General features: G+C 38.2%; 13 protein-coding genes. 5 read left to right on the top strand and 8 right to left on the bottom strand.

All coding sequences use genetic code 11. The features are described from left to right. Together CRO54_RS16565 and CRO54_RS16560 are read left to right on the top strand one after the other, a co-directional pair. Window positions 1–1,134, top strand: coding sequence for a hypothetical protein (locus CRO54_RS16565; RefSeq protein ID WP_097133207.1), 1,134 nt, complete (start codon window positions 1–3; stop codon window positions 1,132–1,134). Between the two features lie 79 nt (window positions 1,135–1,213). Beyond that, window positions 1,214–2,176, top strand: coding sequence for a hypothetical protein (locus CRO54_RS16560; RefSeq protein WP_097133206.1), 963 nt, complete (start codon window positions 1,214–1,216; stop codon window positions 2,174–2,176). On the opposite strand, the gene CRO54_RS16555 is transcribed toward CRO54_RS16560, so the two are convergent. From CRO54_RS16555 to CRO54_RS16545, 3 genes are all read right to left on the bottom strand, one after another. Beyond that, window positions 2,156–2,773: a rhomboid family intramembrane serine protease gene (locus CRO54_RS16555; protein WP_097133205.1), complete on the bottom strand. Its 618-nt coding sequence runs from the start codon at window positions 2,771–2,773 to the stop codon at window positions 2,156–2,158. The two genes, CRO54_RS16560 and CRO54_RS16555, sit on opposite strands and share 21 nt — an antisense overlap. Window positions 2,774–2,891: 118 nt before the next feature. Next, the gene (locus CRO54_RS16550; RefSeq protein WP_097133204.1) at window positions 2,892–4,634 is read right to left on the bottom strand and encodes a M14 family metallopeptidase; all 1,743 of its coding nucleotides are present in this window, start codon (window positions 4,632–4,634) and stop codon (window positions 2,892–2,894) included. Between the two features lie 82 nt (window positions 4,635–4,716). After that, a complete protein-coding gene (locus tag CRO54_RS16545; protein WP_240775168.1) occupies window positions 4,717–5,463 on the bottom strand; it encodes a porin family protein in 747 nt (248 codons plus the stop codon). A gap of 25 nt (window positions 5,464–5,488) precedes the next feature. Here CRO54_RS16545 and pepT point away from each other — a divergent pair, with 25 nt between their 5' ends. Beyond that, window positions 5,489–6,742, top strand: coding sequence for a peptidase T (gene pepT / locus CRO54_RS16540; protein WP_097133203.1), 1,254 nt, complete (start codon window positions 5,489–5,491; stop codon window positions 6,740–6,742). A 96-nt stretch (window positions 6,743–6,838) separates the two neighbouring features. Here the strand turns inward: pepT and CRO54_RS16535 are convergent, their stop codons facing one another. The 5 genes from CRO54_RS16535 to CRO54_RS16515 all read right to left on the bottom strand — a co-directional run bounded on the left by CRO54_RS16535 (window position 6,839) and on the right by CRO54_RS16515 (window position 11,644). Next, the gene (locus CRO54_RS16535) at window positions 6,839–7,519 is read right to left on the bottom strand and encodes a class I SAM-dependent methyltransferase (protein ID WP_097133202.1); all 681 of its coding nucleotides are present in this window, start codon (window positions 7,517–7,519) and stop codon (window positions 6,839–6,841) included. A gap of 57 nt (window positions 7,520–7,576) precedes the next feature. Then, entirely contained in the window at window positions 7,577–7,783 is a 207-nt protein-coding gene (locus tag CRO54_RS16530; RefSeq protein ID WP_097133201.1) for a YtxH domain-containing protein, read from the bottom strand. A 320-nt stretch (window positions 7,784–8,103) separates the two neighbouring features. Then, window positions 8,104–8,874, bottom strand: coding sequence for a succinate dehydrogenase/fumarate reductase iron-sulfur subunit (locus CRO54_RS16525; RefSeq protein ID WP_097133200.1), 771 nt, complete (start codon window positions 8,872–8,874; stop codon window positions 8,104–8,106). A 90-nt stretch (window positions 8,875–8,964) separates the two neighbouring features. Further along, window positions 8,965–10,944 carry a fumarate reductase/succinate dehydrogenase flavoprotein subunit gene (locus CRO54_RS16520; protein WP_097133199.1) on the bottom strand — a complete coding sequence of 660 codons (1,980 nt, stop codon included), beginning with the start codon at window positions 10,942–10,944 and terminating at the stop codon, window positions 8,965–8,967. 31 nt (window positions 10,945–10,975) lie between these two features. Next, window positions 10,976–11,644, bottom strand: coding sequence for a succinate dehydrogenase cytochrome b subunit (locus CRO54_RS16515; protein ID WP_097133198.1), 669 nt, complete (start codon window positions 11,642–11,644; stop codon window positions 10,976–10,978). Window positions 11,645–12,418: 774 nt separating this feature from the next. Between CRO54_RS16515 and CRO54_RS16510 the strand changes: the two genes are divergently transcribed. Next, window positions 12,419–13,654 carry a DEAD/DEAH box helicase gene (locus CRO54_RS16510; RefSeq protein WP_171047963.1) on the top strand — a complete coding sequence of 412 codons (1,236 nt, stop codon included), beginning with the start codon at window positions 12,419–12,421 and terminating at the stop codon, window positions 13,652–13,654. A 251-nt stretch (window positions 13,655–13,905) separates the two neighbouring features. Then, entirely contained in the window at window positions 13,906–15,186 is a 1,281-nt protein-coding gene (locus CRO54_RS16505) for a replication-associated recombination protein A (protein WP_097133197.1), read from the top strand.

The following is a 15,186-nucleotide window of genomic DNA, read 5'->3' as shown; positions in this document are numbered from 1 at the left end:
ATGAAAACTATTTCAAGATTACGTTATTTTCTTTATTTATCCATATTATTTGTTGGATGTACTACTGGAAAAAATGCCCTACAAAAAGGAGATTACGATGCTGCAGTGTCTAAAGCGGTAGACCGATTAAAAAGTTCGCCACAAAATAAGGAGGCGTTAGAGGTTTTGCCTGTTGCCTTTGATTTGGCTATTAAAACCCATTTAAGGAAAATTGATGAAGCAAAAGTTTCGGCAGATGCTTTAAAATGGGAGAGCATTTTGTATCGCTACCAACGCATTAATCAACTAAGCGATGAAGTAAACGCTTGTCCTAGCTGTTTGAGGTTAGTACCAAATCCGCCTAAATATGTAAAGGAATACGAAGATTCGAGATATCAGGCTGCTGAGGCCCGTTACGTATTGGGCGAAAGAGCATTGAGGGAGAACAACCGTCAGAGTGCAAAAGCTGCTTACAATCATTTCGTAAAAGCGGAGAGTTTGTATCCTTCTCTAAAAGGAATTAAGGATAAAATTGAAGATGCTTACTGGGCTGCTGTATTGAAGGTGGTGGTTCAACCAGCTATCATTAATAGCAACACTTACAGGTTAAGTAACGATTATTTTCAACAGCAAATCACGAATTATTTGGCTACTTATCGAGGAAATACCTTTGTACGTTTTTATACGGAAGCCGAAGCCAATAAGCAAAAATTAAGAGCCGACCAATTGGTAGAGCTTCATTTCGATGATTTTATTGTTGGTCAGACTTATGTGAAAGAGCGAGTAGAGAAATTGAGACGAGACAGCGTGGTGATTGGAGAAGACAGAAGAGGCAATAAAGTGTACGGTTCGGTTACAGCTACCTATAGTATTTTTGAGAAACAGGTTTCTTCTTCTGGGCTGTTAAATTTTGCGGTGGTAGATTTAAATACGAACAAACTTTTGCAAAATAGAAAATTGGCTGGCACTTACGTTTGGGTAGATAGTTGGGCTTCTTTTAAAGGCGACGAAAGAGCTTTAGATAAACAACAATTTGCGTTAACCAGAAAAAGGGAAATGATGCCACCGCCGCCAGGCAACTTATTTGTAGAGTTTACCAAGCCAATTTATGCGCAGTTGGTAGATAATATTACTTCGTTCTATAGTAGGTATTGATTAGGGCGAAAGATTTTTCGACCCAACAAATGACAATAAAACTATTTCTTCAAATGCAATTATCACTAATATTGCAGCGATGAACCATAGTCTTTATAATCCCTTCAAAAGTTTCGATTTTAGGAACGATAAGTGCTTCTTAAGTGGTGATGCTGCATCGCCTCTAGCTATCCGTGTATTACCAGATTGGTTGCTGAATATGGCCAACCTTACTGGTGATGAACAGATCAAACTTTTGGATGAGAGTATAAGAAGTTATAAGAGCTTGGTAGTTCCTGCAAGTGCAGAAATCTATACCGAAGCTATTTTGCCGTTGGAGCAGAAAATAGAAGCTGCCTTTGAGCAAGGATATAGAGGCATATCCGCTTTGCCAGAGCTTGAACTTTTTCAGTGGATTGGTAAGTTGATGTACAGCTTTTTGTATATAGAAATGCAAGGTGCTATCCGTTTAAAGCAGTTAAGCGGCGACGGAATGAACATGTCTCAGGGATTAATGCACAAATTCGGAAATCTACATCTGATGTTGCAAAGCATATTCACGAAAGTGGAGTTTGAAGAGTTTACGCCTTGGTCTATTGTAGTAGTTCCATTAGAAAATGTAGAAACTGGATTTAGTTTTAGGGATGAGATCAATACCTTAATCTTCTCATTAAAGTTTAGAGATTTTGGAATTGTAGCTTGCTTGCAAGATAACGGCACCAATAAAAGGTACCATCAACAACTGTTGGATTTTATTAAGGATAAGCCATTAAGCGACCAACAATTTGAAGAGCTTGCTGCTCGTTTCTTTTATTCTGCTTACTTGTTCAATCGTTTGCCAGAATATAATATAATTGAAGCTGATGGAGTTGCCTATATTGACCCAATGCCATTACGAGGTATGCAAAACAAACCGATATTTGATGAATGGCAGCATAAAACCTACGGACAGGTATTAGAGAATTTTTGGAAACCCTACGAATTGACCTTATTCGAAATCATTAAAGACCCAAAAGCTCCGTTAAGCTTTTTTGAGCAACCGCTATTGCCAGATGCTGGATAGTTGATTTATAAAATTAGGTATTATTCCAGCTTGCAGGATTACTGTTAATATTAACCCCGTTAATGCACCAAAAAAGTGTGCATCGTGGTTAATGCTATCTCTAGAGTTTTTAGACATGTACATACAGTAAATCAAATACAGCACACCGAAAACTATGGCAGGCATTGGTATAAACATCACTCCAATCATACTTAGTGGAAGAAATAAAATATAGCTAAATAGTACTGCACTAATTGCACCAGAAGCACCCAAACTACTATATCTGTAATCATCTTTATGTCTAATGGCAGTTGGAATATCGCTCAAGATTAAGGAAACAATATAGAGTAAGCCAAATTGCCAATGCCCAATCATCGTTTCTAGCTTAAAAGCGAAAAAGAAGAACGTAAACATGTTAAAAAACAAGTGCATCCAATCGGCGTGAATTAGCCCGCTGGTAATGAAAGTATATAGTTTATTACCTTTTGATACGCTATAGGGATGCAGCATAAATTTGCCAAACAACTCTGAATTGTTGAAAGCGTAAATGCTGGTAATTAAGGTAAAAACAAAAATGATTGAAGCTATAGGTGCAGCATTCCAATATTCTAATAACATATAATTTTATGGTTTTGAGTTAAACTCATCGTCATTGCTAGGTACGAAGCAACCTTAAAGCGTATTATCTTTTTATCCTTGTTGTAGGATTGCTTCGTACCTAGCAATGAAGAATTTGCTATTTTATATCTAGTTTAATTTCTTTTACCAACCTACCAACAGGATAGCGCATAAAAGTCGGCTCAAAATAATCAGAATTTTTGTAAATAAACTCTAATTGTGCATAAGCACTTTTTATAAGCTCAGGATTTTTAGCTTTTTCCTCCTCTAATTTTTGTTTTAGGGATGGGTTTTTCTTTAGCAGTTCTGCAGCAGTGTCTTCAAAAATGTAGGAAGAGAAATGTTCTTTCTGCCCTAAAATAGCATCGAAGAAATTCCAGTTGAAAAATGAGTCTGGAGCTTGTGGCTCTAAAGTTTCGATAATGTATCTGTTCGTTTTCTGGTTAGTGTAAACCACATAATCTCCTGCATAGTAATTAATGGTTTGCGTTCTTGGTTCAATCTTAACCACCGAATGCAGGTAATGTCCTTCAAAAGGTTTCTGTGCAGTTTTCATGTCAGCAATGTAATACATTTCCAGATCCAATTTTACATCGCTGTTCAGTTCATCAACTTTTACATTATTTAACTTTAAAAGTTTGATCACCTTATCCCAAGCCTTCGGAATAATGTAAGCCAGCGGCTTTTCGATGGTTAATGCTGGCTCAAAATTATTCCATTGCTTAATGGTTTTGGTGTAAGGCTCGTTTCGGTCGTAATACAAACGTTCTAGGCCGCTAACCTCACTTGTTTTATATTTGGCAGCATAACCTTTAAACTCTATTTCATCAAATTGTTCACGGTTTAATTTCCAATCTATAGCAAACGACTTTTGGTTGGCGGTAGTTTCGTCAGCTTTTGCTTTATTTTCTCCAATAATTTTTGCGTCCCTTTCTACAATATCAATATACGTTTGCAAGAGTTTATAAGTAGATTCTACCCTTTGGTCATAAGGTTTTAACATGTGAGTTTCAGGCATAAAGCCGATGGTGTTGTGCAACGCCGAATAACCTGTGCTATATCTTGGGCTTTCCATAAAGCCACTAATGCCATTATCAGGTATTTCCTTAACAGCGTTGATATACGGAATAAGCTCAAAACCTTTAGTCTTCATTTCTGAATATAAAGACGGAAGCATAGTTTTGGTAAGATAGCCAGCGAGTATCGGGTTTAACTTGTCCTTCTGCGTAGGTATCAGCGTCATGGTATATTGATAATCTGCTCCGTTGCTGGTATGGGTATCTACAAAAATCTCTGGTTCCCAAATATTGAAAATCTGCTGAAAGCTTTCCGAATTTTTAGAGTCTGTTTTAATGAAATCACGGTTAAGGTCGTAGTTTTTGCTATTACCTCTAAAACCGTAAGCCAGTGGTCCATTTTGGTTAGCTCTGGATGTACTGGTGCGGTTAAAGCTACCATCAATATTATAAACTGGAATGATGCAAATCACTACGTTTTTAGGTAGCTTATGATTCTTTAGTATATCTCTAGCCAGCATCATACTCGCATCAATTCCCTCAGGTTCTCCTGGATGAATACCATTATTAATCAACAGCACTCTTTTATCAGCCTGTTTGATTTTTGAGGGCTCGAATAGACCATCATTACTTAAAACGAGTAAGTGCAAAGGTTTACCAAAATCTGTTTGCCCGTAGCTTAATAGCTTCGTCTGTTTGGGAAAAGATTTGGCTAGCGCCTGATAATAGGAAATTGCTTCGTTGTAAGTAGTAGTAGCCTTTTTGCCACTATTTTCATAGGGTGTAAGTTGGGCAAAAGAAGTCATGGTTGCAAAAACAAAAAGGCATGAAAAATATATCCTCATTTTAAAAATGATTTAGATATAAAAATAGCTTTTGTTTTTAGAAAGATAAGATTTGTATCCGAAATTATGGATAGCTCTTCGCTTATCGGATTGTTTTGTTGGTTAATCCTTTTGGACCAAAAGAATATTTAAAACCTATAGAAAGAAAGTTGTAGATATCTGGGTTAAAATTTTCAATGCCAGCATTTACCGAATCATTATAACCATCTAAGCCTTCGCCAATGGTAACATTTGCTTGGTAATTGATATTGAAAGTATAACGAATGTCACCCCACCCATCTGGAAAGTAAAAGTCTATACCCACGTTTAACGGTATTACCATATTGGTACTTTTGTCTTTACCAGGAAAAGTGTAAGTTCCCTTGTATCTTACAATCTTATTCATGTTATTGCTAATTACGCCAACTCCAGTTCCTAAGTAAAACCCTTTGGTATAATTTAAGAAATCGCTGTAATAGAAATCGGTGAACTCACCTGCTCTAAATTTTGCATTTAGTGTGATAGACTTGTAAGCATTGGTAAATTCTCTGTTGTGTGCGTCGTTAATAATGTCGCCTCCTTTTAATAAGCCCATTTGTAACTCAAGGCCCGTTGTAATGAAAGGAGTAAAATGATAGTCTAAAGTTCCGTAGCCTCCAAACCCAAACTTTCCTTGTTTAACATCTGTAAAGGAGTACGTTCCACCACCTCCGCCGCCTGCACTTAATTTATAGAAGTTTGATTGACCAAATGCTGTAACTGTAAAGAGAACCAGTAATAGAGCTAAGTAACGTTTTTTCAAGGTGTTATAATTAGGTGCTTGCTGTACAAAAGTATAATCTTTATTCAAAAAAATAAATAATATCTTTGAATTTATGCAAGAAATTAGAATAAACGCTGTTTCTGTTTCCGAGAGGTTCATGAAATACGTAAAAATAGACACACAATCTGACGCTTCTTCTCCTACAACTCCATCAACTGCTAAACAGAAAAATCTAGGTAAAATATTGGTAGAAGAACTATTGGAAATCGGAATAAATGATGCCCATTTAGATGAACACGGATATGTTTATGCTACTATTTCTGCCACTACAGATAAAAAAGTGCCAGTTATTTGTTTTTGTTCACACATGGATACTTCTCCAGATAGTAGTGGTGAAAATGTAAAACCTATTGTTCATCGAAACTATCAAGGAGAGGATTTGGTATTGCCGGATGATAACAATATTGTTTTAAGGCTTTCGGAACACAGAGATTTGAAAAACCAAATAGGTAACGATATCATCACTGCGAGTGGTTTAACTTTATTGGGTGCAGATAATAAAGCTGGTGTTGCCGAAATTATGGAAGCTGCAACTTATTTAATGCAAAATCCACAAATTAAACACGGAACAATTAAGATTTTATTTACACCAGATGAAGAAATAGGCAGAGGTGTAGACAAAGCTAATTTGAAAAAATTAGGCGCTGAGTTTGCCTATACGATCGATGGCGAAACTTTAGGTTCGATTGAGGATGAAACTTTCTCCGCAGACGGCGCTAAATTGGTGATCAATGGCGTGAGTGCGCATCCAGGTTTTGCCAAGGGAAAGATGGAAAGTGCTATCAAGATTTTAGCTGATGTAATTAGTGCATTGCCGAAAGATAGATTAAGTGCGGAGAGTACTTCGCAAAAAGAAGGTTTTATTCACCCAGTAGGGATGAGTGGTACGGCAGAGCAAGCAGAGGCTAGCTTTATTCTTCGTGATTTTGATAATGATTTATTGAAAGCTCACGGTGAAACTCTAGAAAGTCTCGTGAAAGAAGTGATGAAAGTTTACCCGAAATCGAGCTATACATTGACGATTAAAGAGCAGTATCGCAACATGAAGGAGGTGTTGGATAAATATCCTCAAATTATGGCAAACGGTATTGAAGCGTTGAAAAGAGCAGGTTTAAATCCAATTACTCGTAGCATCAGAGGAGGTACCGATGGTTCTCGACTATCTTTTATGGGTTTGCCTTGTCCAAATATTTTTACTGGCGGGCATGCTTTTCATGGTAAACAGGAATGGGTAGCTATCCAAGATATGGTAAAGTCTGTGGAGACTATTGTGCATTTGGCACAGGTTTGGGAGGAAAGAGCTTAACCCTCAATCGTTGTCACACTGAGCTTGTCGAAGTGTTTTCATTGCGAATTAAAGGGGCTTCAATAAGCTTAGCCTGACACAAATTTTCAAAATAAATTATAGAGTAAGTTGCGCCAAATACTGGTCTTGCTCATCTACATAAACAATCTTACAATTCCAACCGTGCTGTTTACTTAAACGTTGCAGCGTGGTTGGGTCTATGTAAAGCCAATTAAACCAATTTCCCTTTTGTTCTTTATACTCATAGCAATAGCTAATTTCGCCAAAGTATTGGTTAGTTGGCATGGGCATGTCATCGTATAAATAGGAAATATCTGAGCTGTCGAAAAGTAATTGACCTTTTGGATTTAGTATTTGTTTGGCACTTTCCAGAAAATCTGCGAAGCCTTGTAAAGTTCCAGTAAGACCGATCCCATTCATCATAAATAACAGGGTATCATATTTTTCTTTTACTTGGAAGAAGTCCTGTAGCTGGGCATTTTTCACACCTCTTTCTTGCATAATTTGAACTGCAATTGAAGAAATGTCGATAGCTGTTACATCCATCTTTTTTTGGTCGAGTAGCAAAGCATGACTACCTACGCCAGCGCCAACATCAAGTACTTTGCCTTTGCAAAGACTCAAGGCTTTAAGCTCGATTTCTGGCATGTCATCTTCGCCTCTAAAGAAAACTTCGATAGGCATTTCTTCAGGTTCGTCATAAGAATTGTGTAGCCATAAAATATCGGCTTTGCCAGTGTGATGAAAATCTAAAAGAGCGTTTCCGTAAATATCCATGTGTCAAAGATACGGAAACACCCTTATACAAATCGTCAATTAGTAATGACGAGAAGTTTATGCTTTTAGTCTATCAGCTTGTGCTTTTACCGCATCTGCCGCACCTGCTAACTTATCTTTTGATTTATCGAATAAATCGCAAAACCAATCACCAATTTTATCTTTCATATCATTGTTTTTGTCTGATGATAGAACTATCGCTACTACGGCTCCTAAAGCTACTCCTGCTAAAACACCGCTCAATATTTTCGTTTGCTTTGTCATAATTAATGTCTTTTATTGATTTAAAAACGATGGTATGGGGAGATTGTTTTAAGGTTTTTGTTAAAAGTTGTTTGCAGTGAACTTACATCAACCGTCATCTCGAACGAGGAACGAGGAGAGATCTCATAATTTGCGACACAAGTAGCTGGATTTCTCTTCGTCGAACCTCCTCATCGAAATGACGAAGAAACTACAGCTGCTAGAGCTTTAAACCAAAAATCCCCAAGCCTAATTAAAGATTTGGGGATTGATATTTTAAAAACTTTGTCAAACTTAGTAGACAATGCAAATAAGTTTGACAAAGATAAATTGTATTAAACTTACACTTCTTCTTCGCTAATAAATTTCGCGGTGAAGTAATCTCTGTTCATACGTGCAATGTTTTCTAACGAGATGCCTTTTGGACATTCAGCTTCGCAAGCACCAGTGTTGGTACAGTTACCGAAACCTTCTTCATCCATTTGAGCTACCATGCTTTGTACACGACGGTAACGCTCTGGCTGACCTTGCGGTAATAGAGCCAATTGAGATACTTTTGCCGAAACGAAAAGCATTGCCGAAGCGTTTTTACAAGTAGCCACACAAGCACCACAACCAATACAAGCAGCAGCTTCGAAAGCCGCATCAGCCTGAATTTTAGGGATTGGCAATGCGTTTGCATCTTGTGCGTTACCAGTGTTTACCGAAACGAAACCACCAGAAGCAATGATACGGTCAAAAGCAGAACGGTCTACCGCTAAATCTTTGATTACTGGGAATGCTTTTGCTCTCCAAGGCTCAACCACAATGGTGTCGCCATCTTTAAACGAACGCATGTGCAACTGGCATGTTGTTACCAAGTCTTTTGGTCCGTGTGGTTGCCCGTTGATGAACATTGAACACATACCGCAAATACCTTCTCTACAATCGTGGTCAAATACAACAGGCTCTTCACCTTTGGTAATTAATTGTTCGTTTAAAACATCAAACATCTCTAAGAAAGACATGTCTGGAGAAATTTCAGAAAGTTTATAATCAACCAGTTTACCTGCTGAGTTTTTGTTTTTTTGACGCCAAACTTGTAGCGTTAAATTCATATTTCCTGTACTCATCTTGTTCAGATTTAAGTATTGAGTAACAAGTATCGAGTATCAAGATTTTTAGTTTTCCAAGTCTTGATACTTGATACTCATCTCTTGCTACTATTTATAATTTCTTTGTGCTACCTTAATGTTTTCGTAAATCAATTCTTCCTTGTGTAATTCGAATTCACTTATGCCTTTGTATTCCCAAGCTGCTACGTATGCATAGTTTTCATCATCACGTTTTGCTTCACCTTCTTCCGTTTGGTGTTCTTCTCTAAAGTGACCACCACAGCTTTCTTCTCTGTTAAGGGCATCTTTACACATCAATTCACCTAACTCAATAAAATCTGCAACACGGTGTGCTTTTTCTAATTCAGGGTTAAACTCGTCTGCCGAACCTGGAACCTTAACATCAGCCCAGAACTCTCTGCGTAAATCCTGAATTTCTTGGATAGCTTGAGTTAAGCCTTCTCTGTTACGAGCCATACCACATTTTTCCCACATGATGTGGCCTAATCTTTTGTGAAAATGGTCTACAGATTTGGTTCCGTTGATACTTAAGAATTTATCGATAGTTGCTTTAACTTCATTCTCAGCCTCCACAAACGCAGGGTGGTCTAAAGGAATTGGTTTAGTAGCAATTTCTTTAGATAAATAAGAACCGATAGTGTAAGGCAATACGAAATAACCATCTGCCAAACCTTGCATTAACGCCGATGCACCTAAACGGTTAGCGCCGTGATCAGAGAAGTTGGCTTCACCAGTACAGTACAAACCTGGGATAGTCGTCATCAAATCATAATCTACCCAAACGCCACCCATGGTATAGTGTACCGCAGGGTAAATACGCATTGGGGTTTCGTAAGGATTTTCACCTGTGATTTGCGCATACATGTCGAACAAGTTACCGTACTTTTCTTTAATTACGGCAGTTCCTAAGCGCATGCAAGTTTCTTTATCAGGGTTGTGGTTACCCGCTTTAGAAGCTTCGATACGACCATAACGTTCTGTATTTGCTTTAAAATCTAAGTATACTGCTAATTTAGAAGCACCCACACCATAACCAGCATCGCAACGCTCTTTAGCGGCACGAGAAGCCACATCACGAGGTACTAAGTTGCCAAAAGCTGGGTAACGACGCTCTAAATAGTAATCTCTTTCATCTTCAGGAATTTCCGACGCTTTACGAGTATCATCTTTCTTTTTAGGCACCCAAATACGTCCATCGTTACGTAACGATTCCGACATCAGGGTTAATTTAGATTGGTGGTCTCCAGAAACTGGAATACAAGTAGGGTGAATTTGAGTATAGCAAGGGTTAGCGAAGAAAGCACCTTTTTTGTGCACTTTCCAAGCTGCAGTAACGTTACTTCCCATCGCGTTGGTAGATAAATAAAATACATTACCGTAACCACCTGTTCCTAAGACCACTGCATGACCAAAATGACGCTCTAACTCGCCAGTAATCAAGTTACGAGCAATGATGCCACGAGCTTTACCGTCAATTACAACTACATCAAGCATTTCGTGACGGGTGTACATTTGTACTTTACCCATACCAACTTGGCGCTCTAAAGCAGAGTAAGCACCTAATAATAACTGTTGACCTGTTTGACCAGCAGCATAGAAAGTACGTTGAACTTGCGTACCACCAAAAGAACGGTTATCTAACAAACCACCATATTCGCGAGCCAAAGGCACACCTTGAGCCACACATTGGTCAATGATGTTTGCACTCACCTCAGCTAAACGGTGTACGTTAGCTTCACGTGCTCTGTAGTCACCACCTTTAATGGTGTCGTAAAATAAACGGTAAGTGCTATCACCATCATTTTGATAGTTTTTTGCAGCGTTGATACCACCTTGAGCTGCAATAGAGTGTGCTCTACGAGGTGAATCTTGGAAACAAAAACACTTAACTTTGTAGCCCATTTCTGCTAATGTAGCCGCTGCAGATGCACCCGCTAAACCAGAACCTACTACAATTACTTCCAAACTTCTTTTGTTCGCCGGGTTAACCAACGGCACAGAAGATTTATATTTAGTCCACTTTTGGGTCAATTCGCCCGCAGGGATATTTGAATTTAATTTCGACATTTACTTAATCCTTTTAATTAAACGTTTCGGTTTAGCCTATCCAACCTAAATAGATGGAAATTGGCATTAATGCAAAAATGATCGGTACGATAATCGAGAACCATACACCTACAGTTTTTACAACTGGCGTCCATTTTTTGTGGTTCCAGCCCATTGTTTGAAAAGACGATTGAAAACCGTGTAATAAGTGGTATCCTAAAGATATTACACCTAAAACGTAAACAACTACTACCCAAAGCTCTTGGAAAATCATCACAATGTTTTGGAAAGTGTTATGCTCTTGGTGTGTGTAAACAGCCACTTTTGTTGGCCACCAGAAATGGTAAAGGTGTAAAACCAAGAACATTAAAATTAATGTGCCCAATAAACCCATACTGCGAGAGTACCATTTGCTATTAGCAGATGCCTTGTTATAGGCATATTTTTCTGGTCTCGCTGCATTGTTTTGTGCCGTAAGCATAATCGCTTGAACAATGTGAAGGATAATTCCTGCGAATAATCCAACTTCCATGATACGGATTACAATGTTGTGTCCCATGAAGTCGGCCGCTACATTGAAGGTTTCTCCACTGTCATTTAAAAAAATTAGCGCATTTATAGATACGTGGATAAGGAGGAACGAAATCAAGAACAGACCCGTTAGCCCCATTACAAACTTTCTACCTATAGACGACGTAAAAGCTTTACTTAAACTACTCATTAGATTGTTTATTTATATTACTAGTGTGCAAATCTATTTAAAATATGAAGACATATTAGGAATAAAACTTACAAAAAAACGACAAAACGTCAATTTAGAAACGTTCTAAGTTAAAGTGGTGTTTCGGCAACGTTTGCACTTGAAGTTTAAGTACTTAAATTTGAAAATGTGTGTTAGTATTTCATTGCAGACGATAGTCCTGCTGTACGCTCCTATCTTTTTGTGAGTGTAAATGCTATTAGAAACTTCGTAAGTTTAACTATTATCAGTTATTTTCTTTTAATGGTAAAGTTGACGGCTTCGCCGTTTAAAAACTTACGAAGTTTAATGACTTGCTACAAAAAGGATATTCGCTGCCATCAGGTTTATTTAACTTAAAACTGCACAATAAACTTAGTGAGCGATAGCCATTCCATCAACCGTATACCTCATTTTCGGTCTCTTATTTTTTGGATAGTACCAATTAGCCAAACCACTTTCTTTAAAAGAAAAATAAGCAACCGAGAGTTTTTGTTACTTTTTGCGGTCAAACCTGAGCGTAGCGAAAAGCTTGAATACCTATGAAGACGAAATAGGAAAATGAAAAAAGTAAGAGCCCAGCGGCGGCGAGCTAAAAATGTAATCCTTAGAAACAAAGAAAAAATTCCTACACAAACTTTCTCAATCCTCTAATTATTTTGCAGATGAAGATTCATAAAGTTCACTATACTGCATAGCTCAATTTGTTTTTGGCTCCAATTTAAGGTACTTTTATACTATTATTAAAAATATCAATTGGATTTTAAAGAATTTGGATTTAATGCGGAGCTTTTAGAAGGCCTGCTAGCAATGGGCTTCAAAAATGCTACTCCTATACAGCAACAAGCTATCCCTATAATTACAGCGAAAAAAGACTTAATTGCCTGCGCTCAAACTGGCACAGGTAAAACTGGAGCCTTTTTACTGCCTATCATGAATATGCTGACTGGCAAACATGAGCGCCACAATAACGTGCTGATTTTAACGCCGACGCGTGAGCTGGCGCAACAAATAGATTTACAAGTAGAAGCTCTTTCATACTTCACTAACATCAGTTCTTTAACTGTTTTTGGGGGTGGTGATGGTGTGGCGTACGAGCAGCAAAAACGTTCGATGCGTGAAGGTGTAGATATCATTATAGCTACCCCAGGCAGATTGATTTCTCACTTGGCTTCTGGCGTTTTAAAAATGGATCAGCTAGAACATTTGGTATTAGATGAAGCTGACCGTATGCTGGACATGGGCTTTTATGATGACATCATGAAAATTGTGGGTTATCTACCAAAAAACAGGCAAACGGTAATGTTTTCGGCAACCATGCCTCCAAAAATTCGTAAGCTGGCAGCTACTTTGTTAAACGAACCAGAACAAATTAGTTTGGCAATTTCAAAGCCAGCAGAAGGTATCAATCAACAGGTTTATTTGATACACGACGACCAAAAAGTACCTTTGCTTACCGAGATGCTAAAATCTGCCACTTACAACCGCATCATTGTCTTTGCTGGTCGTAAAGAAAAGGTTAAAGAGCTAGGTAAAGTGTTTAAAAAACTAGGTTTAAAAGCCGCGGCGTTTCATAGCGATTTAGAACAAAAGGAGCGTGAAGGTATCATGCTTGATTTTAAGAATGATAAACTAAATGTTTTAATCGGTACCGATGTTTTAAGCCGTGGTATTGACGTAACTGGAATTGATTTGGTAATAAATTTTGATGCACCACAAGACCCAGAAGATTATATTCATAGAATTGGTCGTACTGCTAGAGCTGCAACTACAGGTACAGCTATAACCTTGGTTAATGGAAAAGATAAACGTCGTTTGGCTAATATCGAGAAGCTAATCGAACGTCAAATAGAGAGAATGCCTTTGCCAGAACATCTAGGTGAAGCGCCAAAAGATGAACCAGCTGGAGAAAAGAAACCTTTCAAAAAGAAGAAGAAATTTTTTAAGAAGAAGCCGAAGCCACAGGGGGCTGCTCCCGCAAAAACGGAGTAACTTTTATTGCTTAGAATTTGACGCTTTGAGATTGCTTCGTTCCTCGCAATGACGTTCCTATTTTCGTCATTTCGACGAGGTACGAGGAGAAATCTAACGAGAGCTAAATAAGTACATAGCAATACATTTTGCTAGATTTAACTGCGTTGATTTTCAATTCTCTCTGCGTTCGAAATGACGACAAAGTTTTGTACTAGGTATAGTTTATATAACTTTTTAAAGTTTGTAGCTAAATTTCTTACCTTTAAAAAATGCAAAACCTTCCACCGTTAGCCGAGAGATTACGCCCACAAAGCCTTGATGAATACGTAGGGCAGAAGCATTTGGTGGGTGAAGGTGCGGTGTTGCGAAAAGCTATAGAAAGCGGTCGCATTCCATCCATGATTTTCTGGGGCCCACCAGGAGTGGGAAAAACTACCTTAGCAACCATTATTTCTCAAAACTTAGACCGACCTTTTTTTGCATTGAGCGCCATTAACTCGGGTGTAAAGGATGTGCGGGAAGTAATCGATAAAGCTGCGGCAATGAAAGGCAGTTTTATGGGAATGCCTGTGCTTTTTATCGACGAGATTCATCGTTTCAGCAAATCTCAGCAGGATAGTTTGTTGGGTGCAGTAGAACGTGGTTTGGTCACTTTAATTGGTGCAACTACAGAAAATCCGAGTTTCGAAGTCATATCAGCTTTGCTATCTCGATGCCAAGTCTACATTCTTCAGAACCTAACCGAAGAAGAATTGGTTGGTTTACTGAATTCAGCTATTGCCAAAGACGAAATTTTATCGAAGAAGAAAATAAAGATTAAGGAACATGAAGCTTTAATCCGCTTAAGTGGTGGCGATGCCAGAAAGTTGCTTAATGTTTTAGAAATTGCTATCAACGGCATTGGTGGTGACAAAATTGAGTTGACAAATGAGAATGTACTCGCTCATGCTCAACAGAACTTAGCACTATACGATAAGGCAGGCGAGCAACATTATGATATCATTTCAGCTTTTATTAAGTCCATCCGCGGTAGCGACCCAAATGGTGCAGTATATTGGCTAGCAAGAATGATCGAAGGCGGTGAGGACCCATTGTTTATCGCTCGTAGATTGTTGATTCTGGCTTCAGAAGATATCGGAAATGCCAATCCAAATGCATTGCTATTAGCTAACAATTGTTTCCAAGCAGTAAATGTGATCGGTTTTCCCGAAAGCCGAATTATTTTGTCGCAATGTGTAACCTACATGGCTTCATCGGTAAAGAGTAACGCTTCGTATATGGCAATCAATCATGCGCAAGCTTTGGTTAAAGAAACAGGAGATTTGCCTGTGCCATTGCATTTACGTAATGCGCCAACAAAGTTGATGAAGAACATTGGCTATGGCGCAGATTATAAATACTCACATGCTTACGATGGTAACTTCGAAGAACAAGAGTATTTGCCAGAAAAGCTAAGGGGTACCAAACTATACGACCCTGGTAAAAATCCAGCAGAAGAAAAATTAAGAGAGAAACTGAAACAAAATTGGAAAGACAAATACAATTATTAA

Source organism: Pedobacter xixiisoli (assembly GCF_900215335.1).
GTDB lineage: Bacteria > Bacteroidota > Bacteroidia > Sphingobacteriales > Sphingobacteriaceae > Pedobacter > Pedobacter xixiisoli.
This window is presented reverse-complemented; position numbering and strand designations above follow the sequence as displayed.

What these genes read in the sequence shown, in the direction of transcription:
- CRO54_RS16565 (WP_097133207.1), top strand. Translation starts at nt 1, where the DNA reads ATGAAAACTATTTCAAGATTACGTTATTTTCTTTATTTATCCATATTA.
- CRO54_RS16560 (WP_097133206.1), top strand. Translation starts at nt 1,214, where the DNA reads ATGAACCATAGTCTTTATAATCCCTTCAAAAGTTTCGATTTTAGGAAC.
- CRO54_RS16555 (WP_097133205.1), bottom strand. Translation starts at nt 2,773, where the DNA reads ATGTTATTAGAATATTGGAATGCTGCACCTATAGCTTCAATCATTTTT.
- CRO54_RS16550 (WP_097133204.1), bottom strand. Translation starts at nt 4,634, where the DNA reads ATGAGGATATATTTTTCATGCCTTTTTGTTTTTGCAACCATGACTTCT.
- pepT (WP_097133203.1), top strand. Translation starts at nt 5,489, where the DNA reads ATGCAAGAAATTAGAATAAACGCTGTTTCTGTTTCCGAGAGGTTCATG.
- CRO54_RS16535 (WP_097133202.1), bottom strand. Translation starts at nt 7,519, where the DNA reads ATGGATATTTACGGAAACGCTCTTTTAGATTTTCATCACACTGGCAAA.
- CRO54_RS16530 (WP_097133201.1), bottom strand. Translation starts at nt 7,783, where the DNA reads ATGACAAAGCAAACGAAAATATTGAGCGGTGTTTTAGCAGGAGTAGCT.
- CRO54_RS16525 (WP_097133200.1), bottom strand. Translation starts at nt 8,874, where the DNA reads ATGAGTACAGGAAATATGAATTTAACGCTACAAGTTTGGCGTCAAAAA.
- CRO54_RS16520 (WP_097133199.1), bottom strand. Translation starts at nt 10,944, where the DNA reads ATGTCGAAATTAAATTCAAATATCCCTGCGGGCGAATTGACCCAAAAG.
- CRO54_RS16515 (WP_097133198.1), bottom strand. Translation starts at nt 11,644, where the DNA reads ATGAGTAGTTTAAGTAAAGCTTTTACGTCGTCTATAGGTAGAAAGTTT.
- CRO54_RS16505 (WP_097133197.1), top strand. Translation starts at nt 13,906, where the DNA reads ATGCAAAACCTTCCACCGTTAGCCGAGAGATTACGCCCACAAAGCCTT.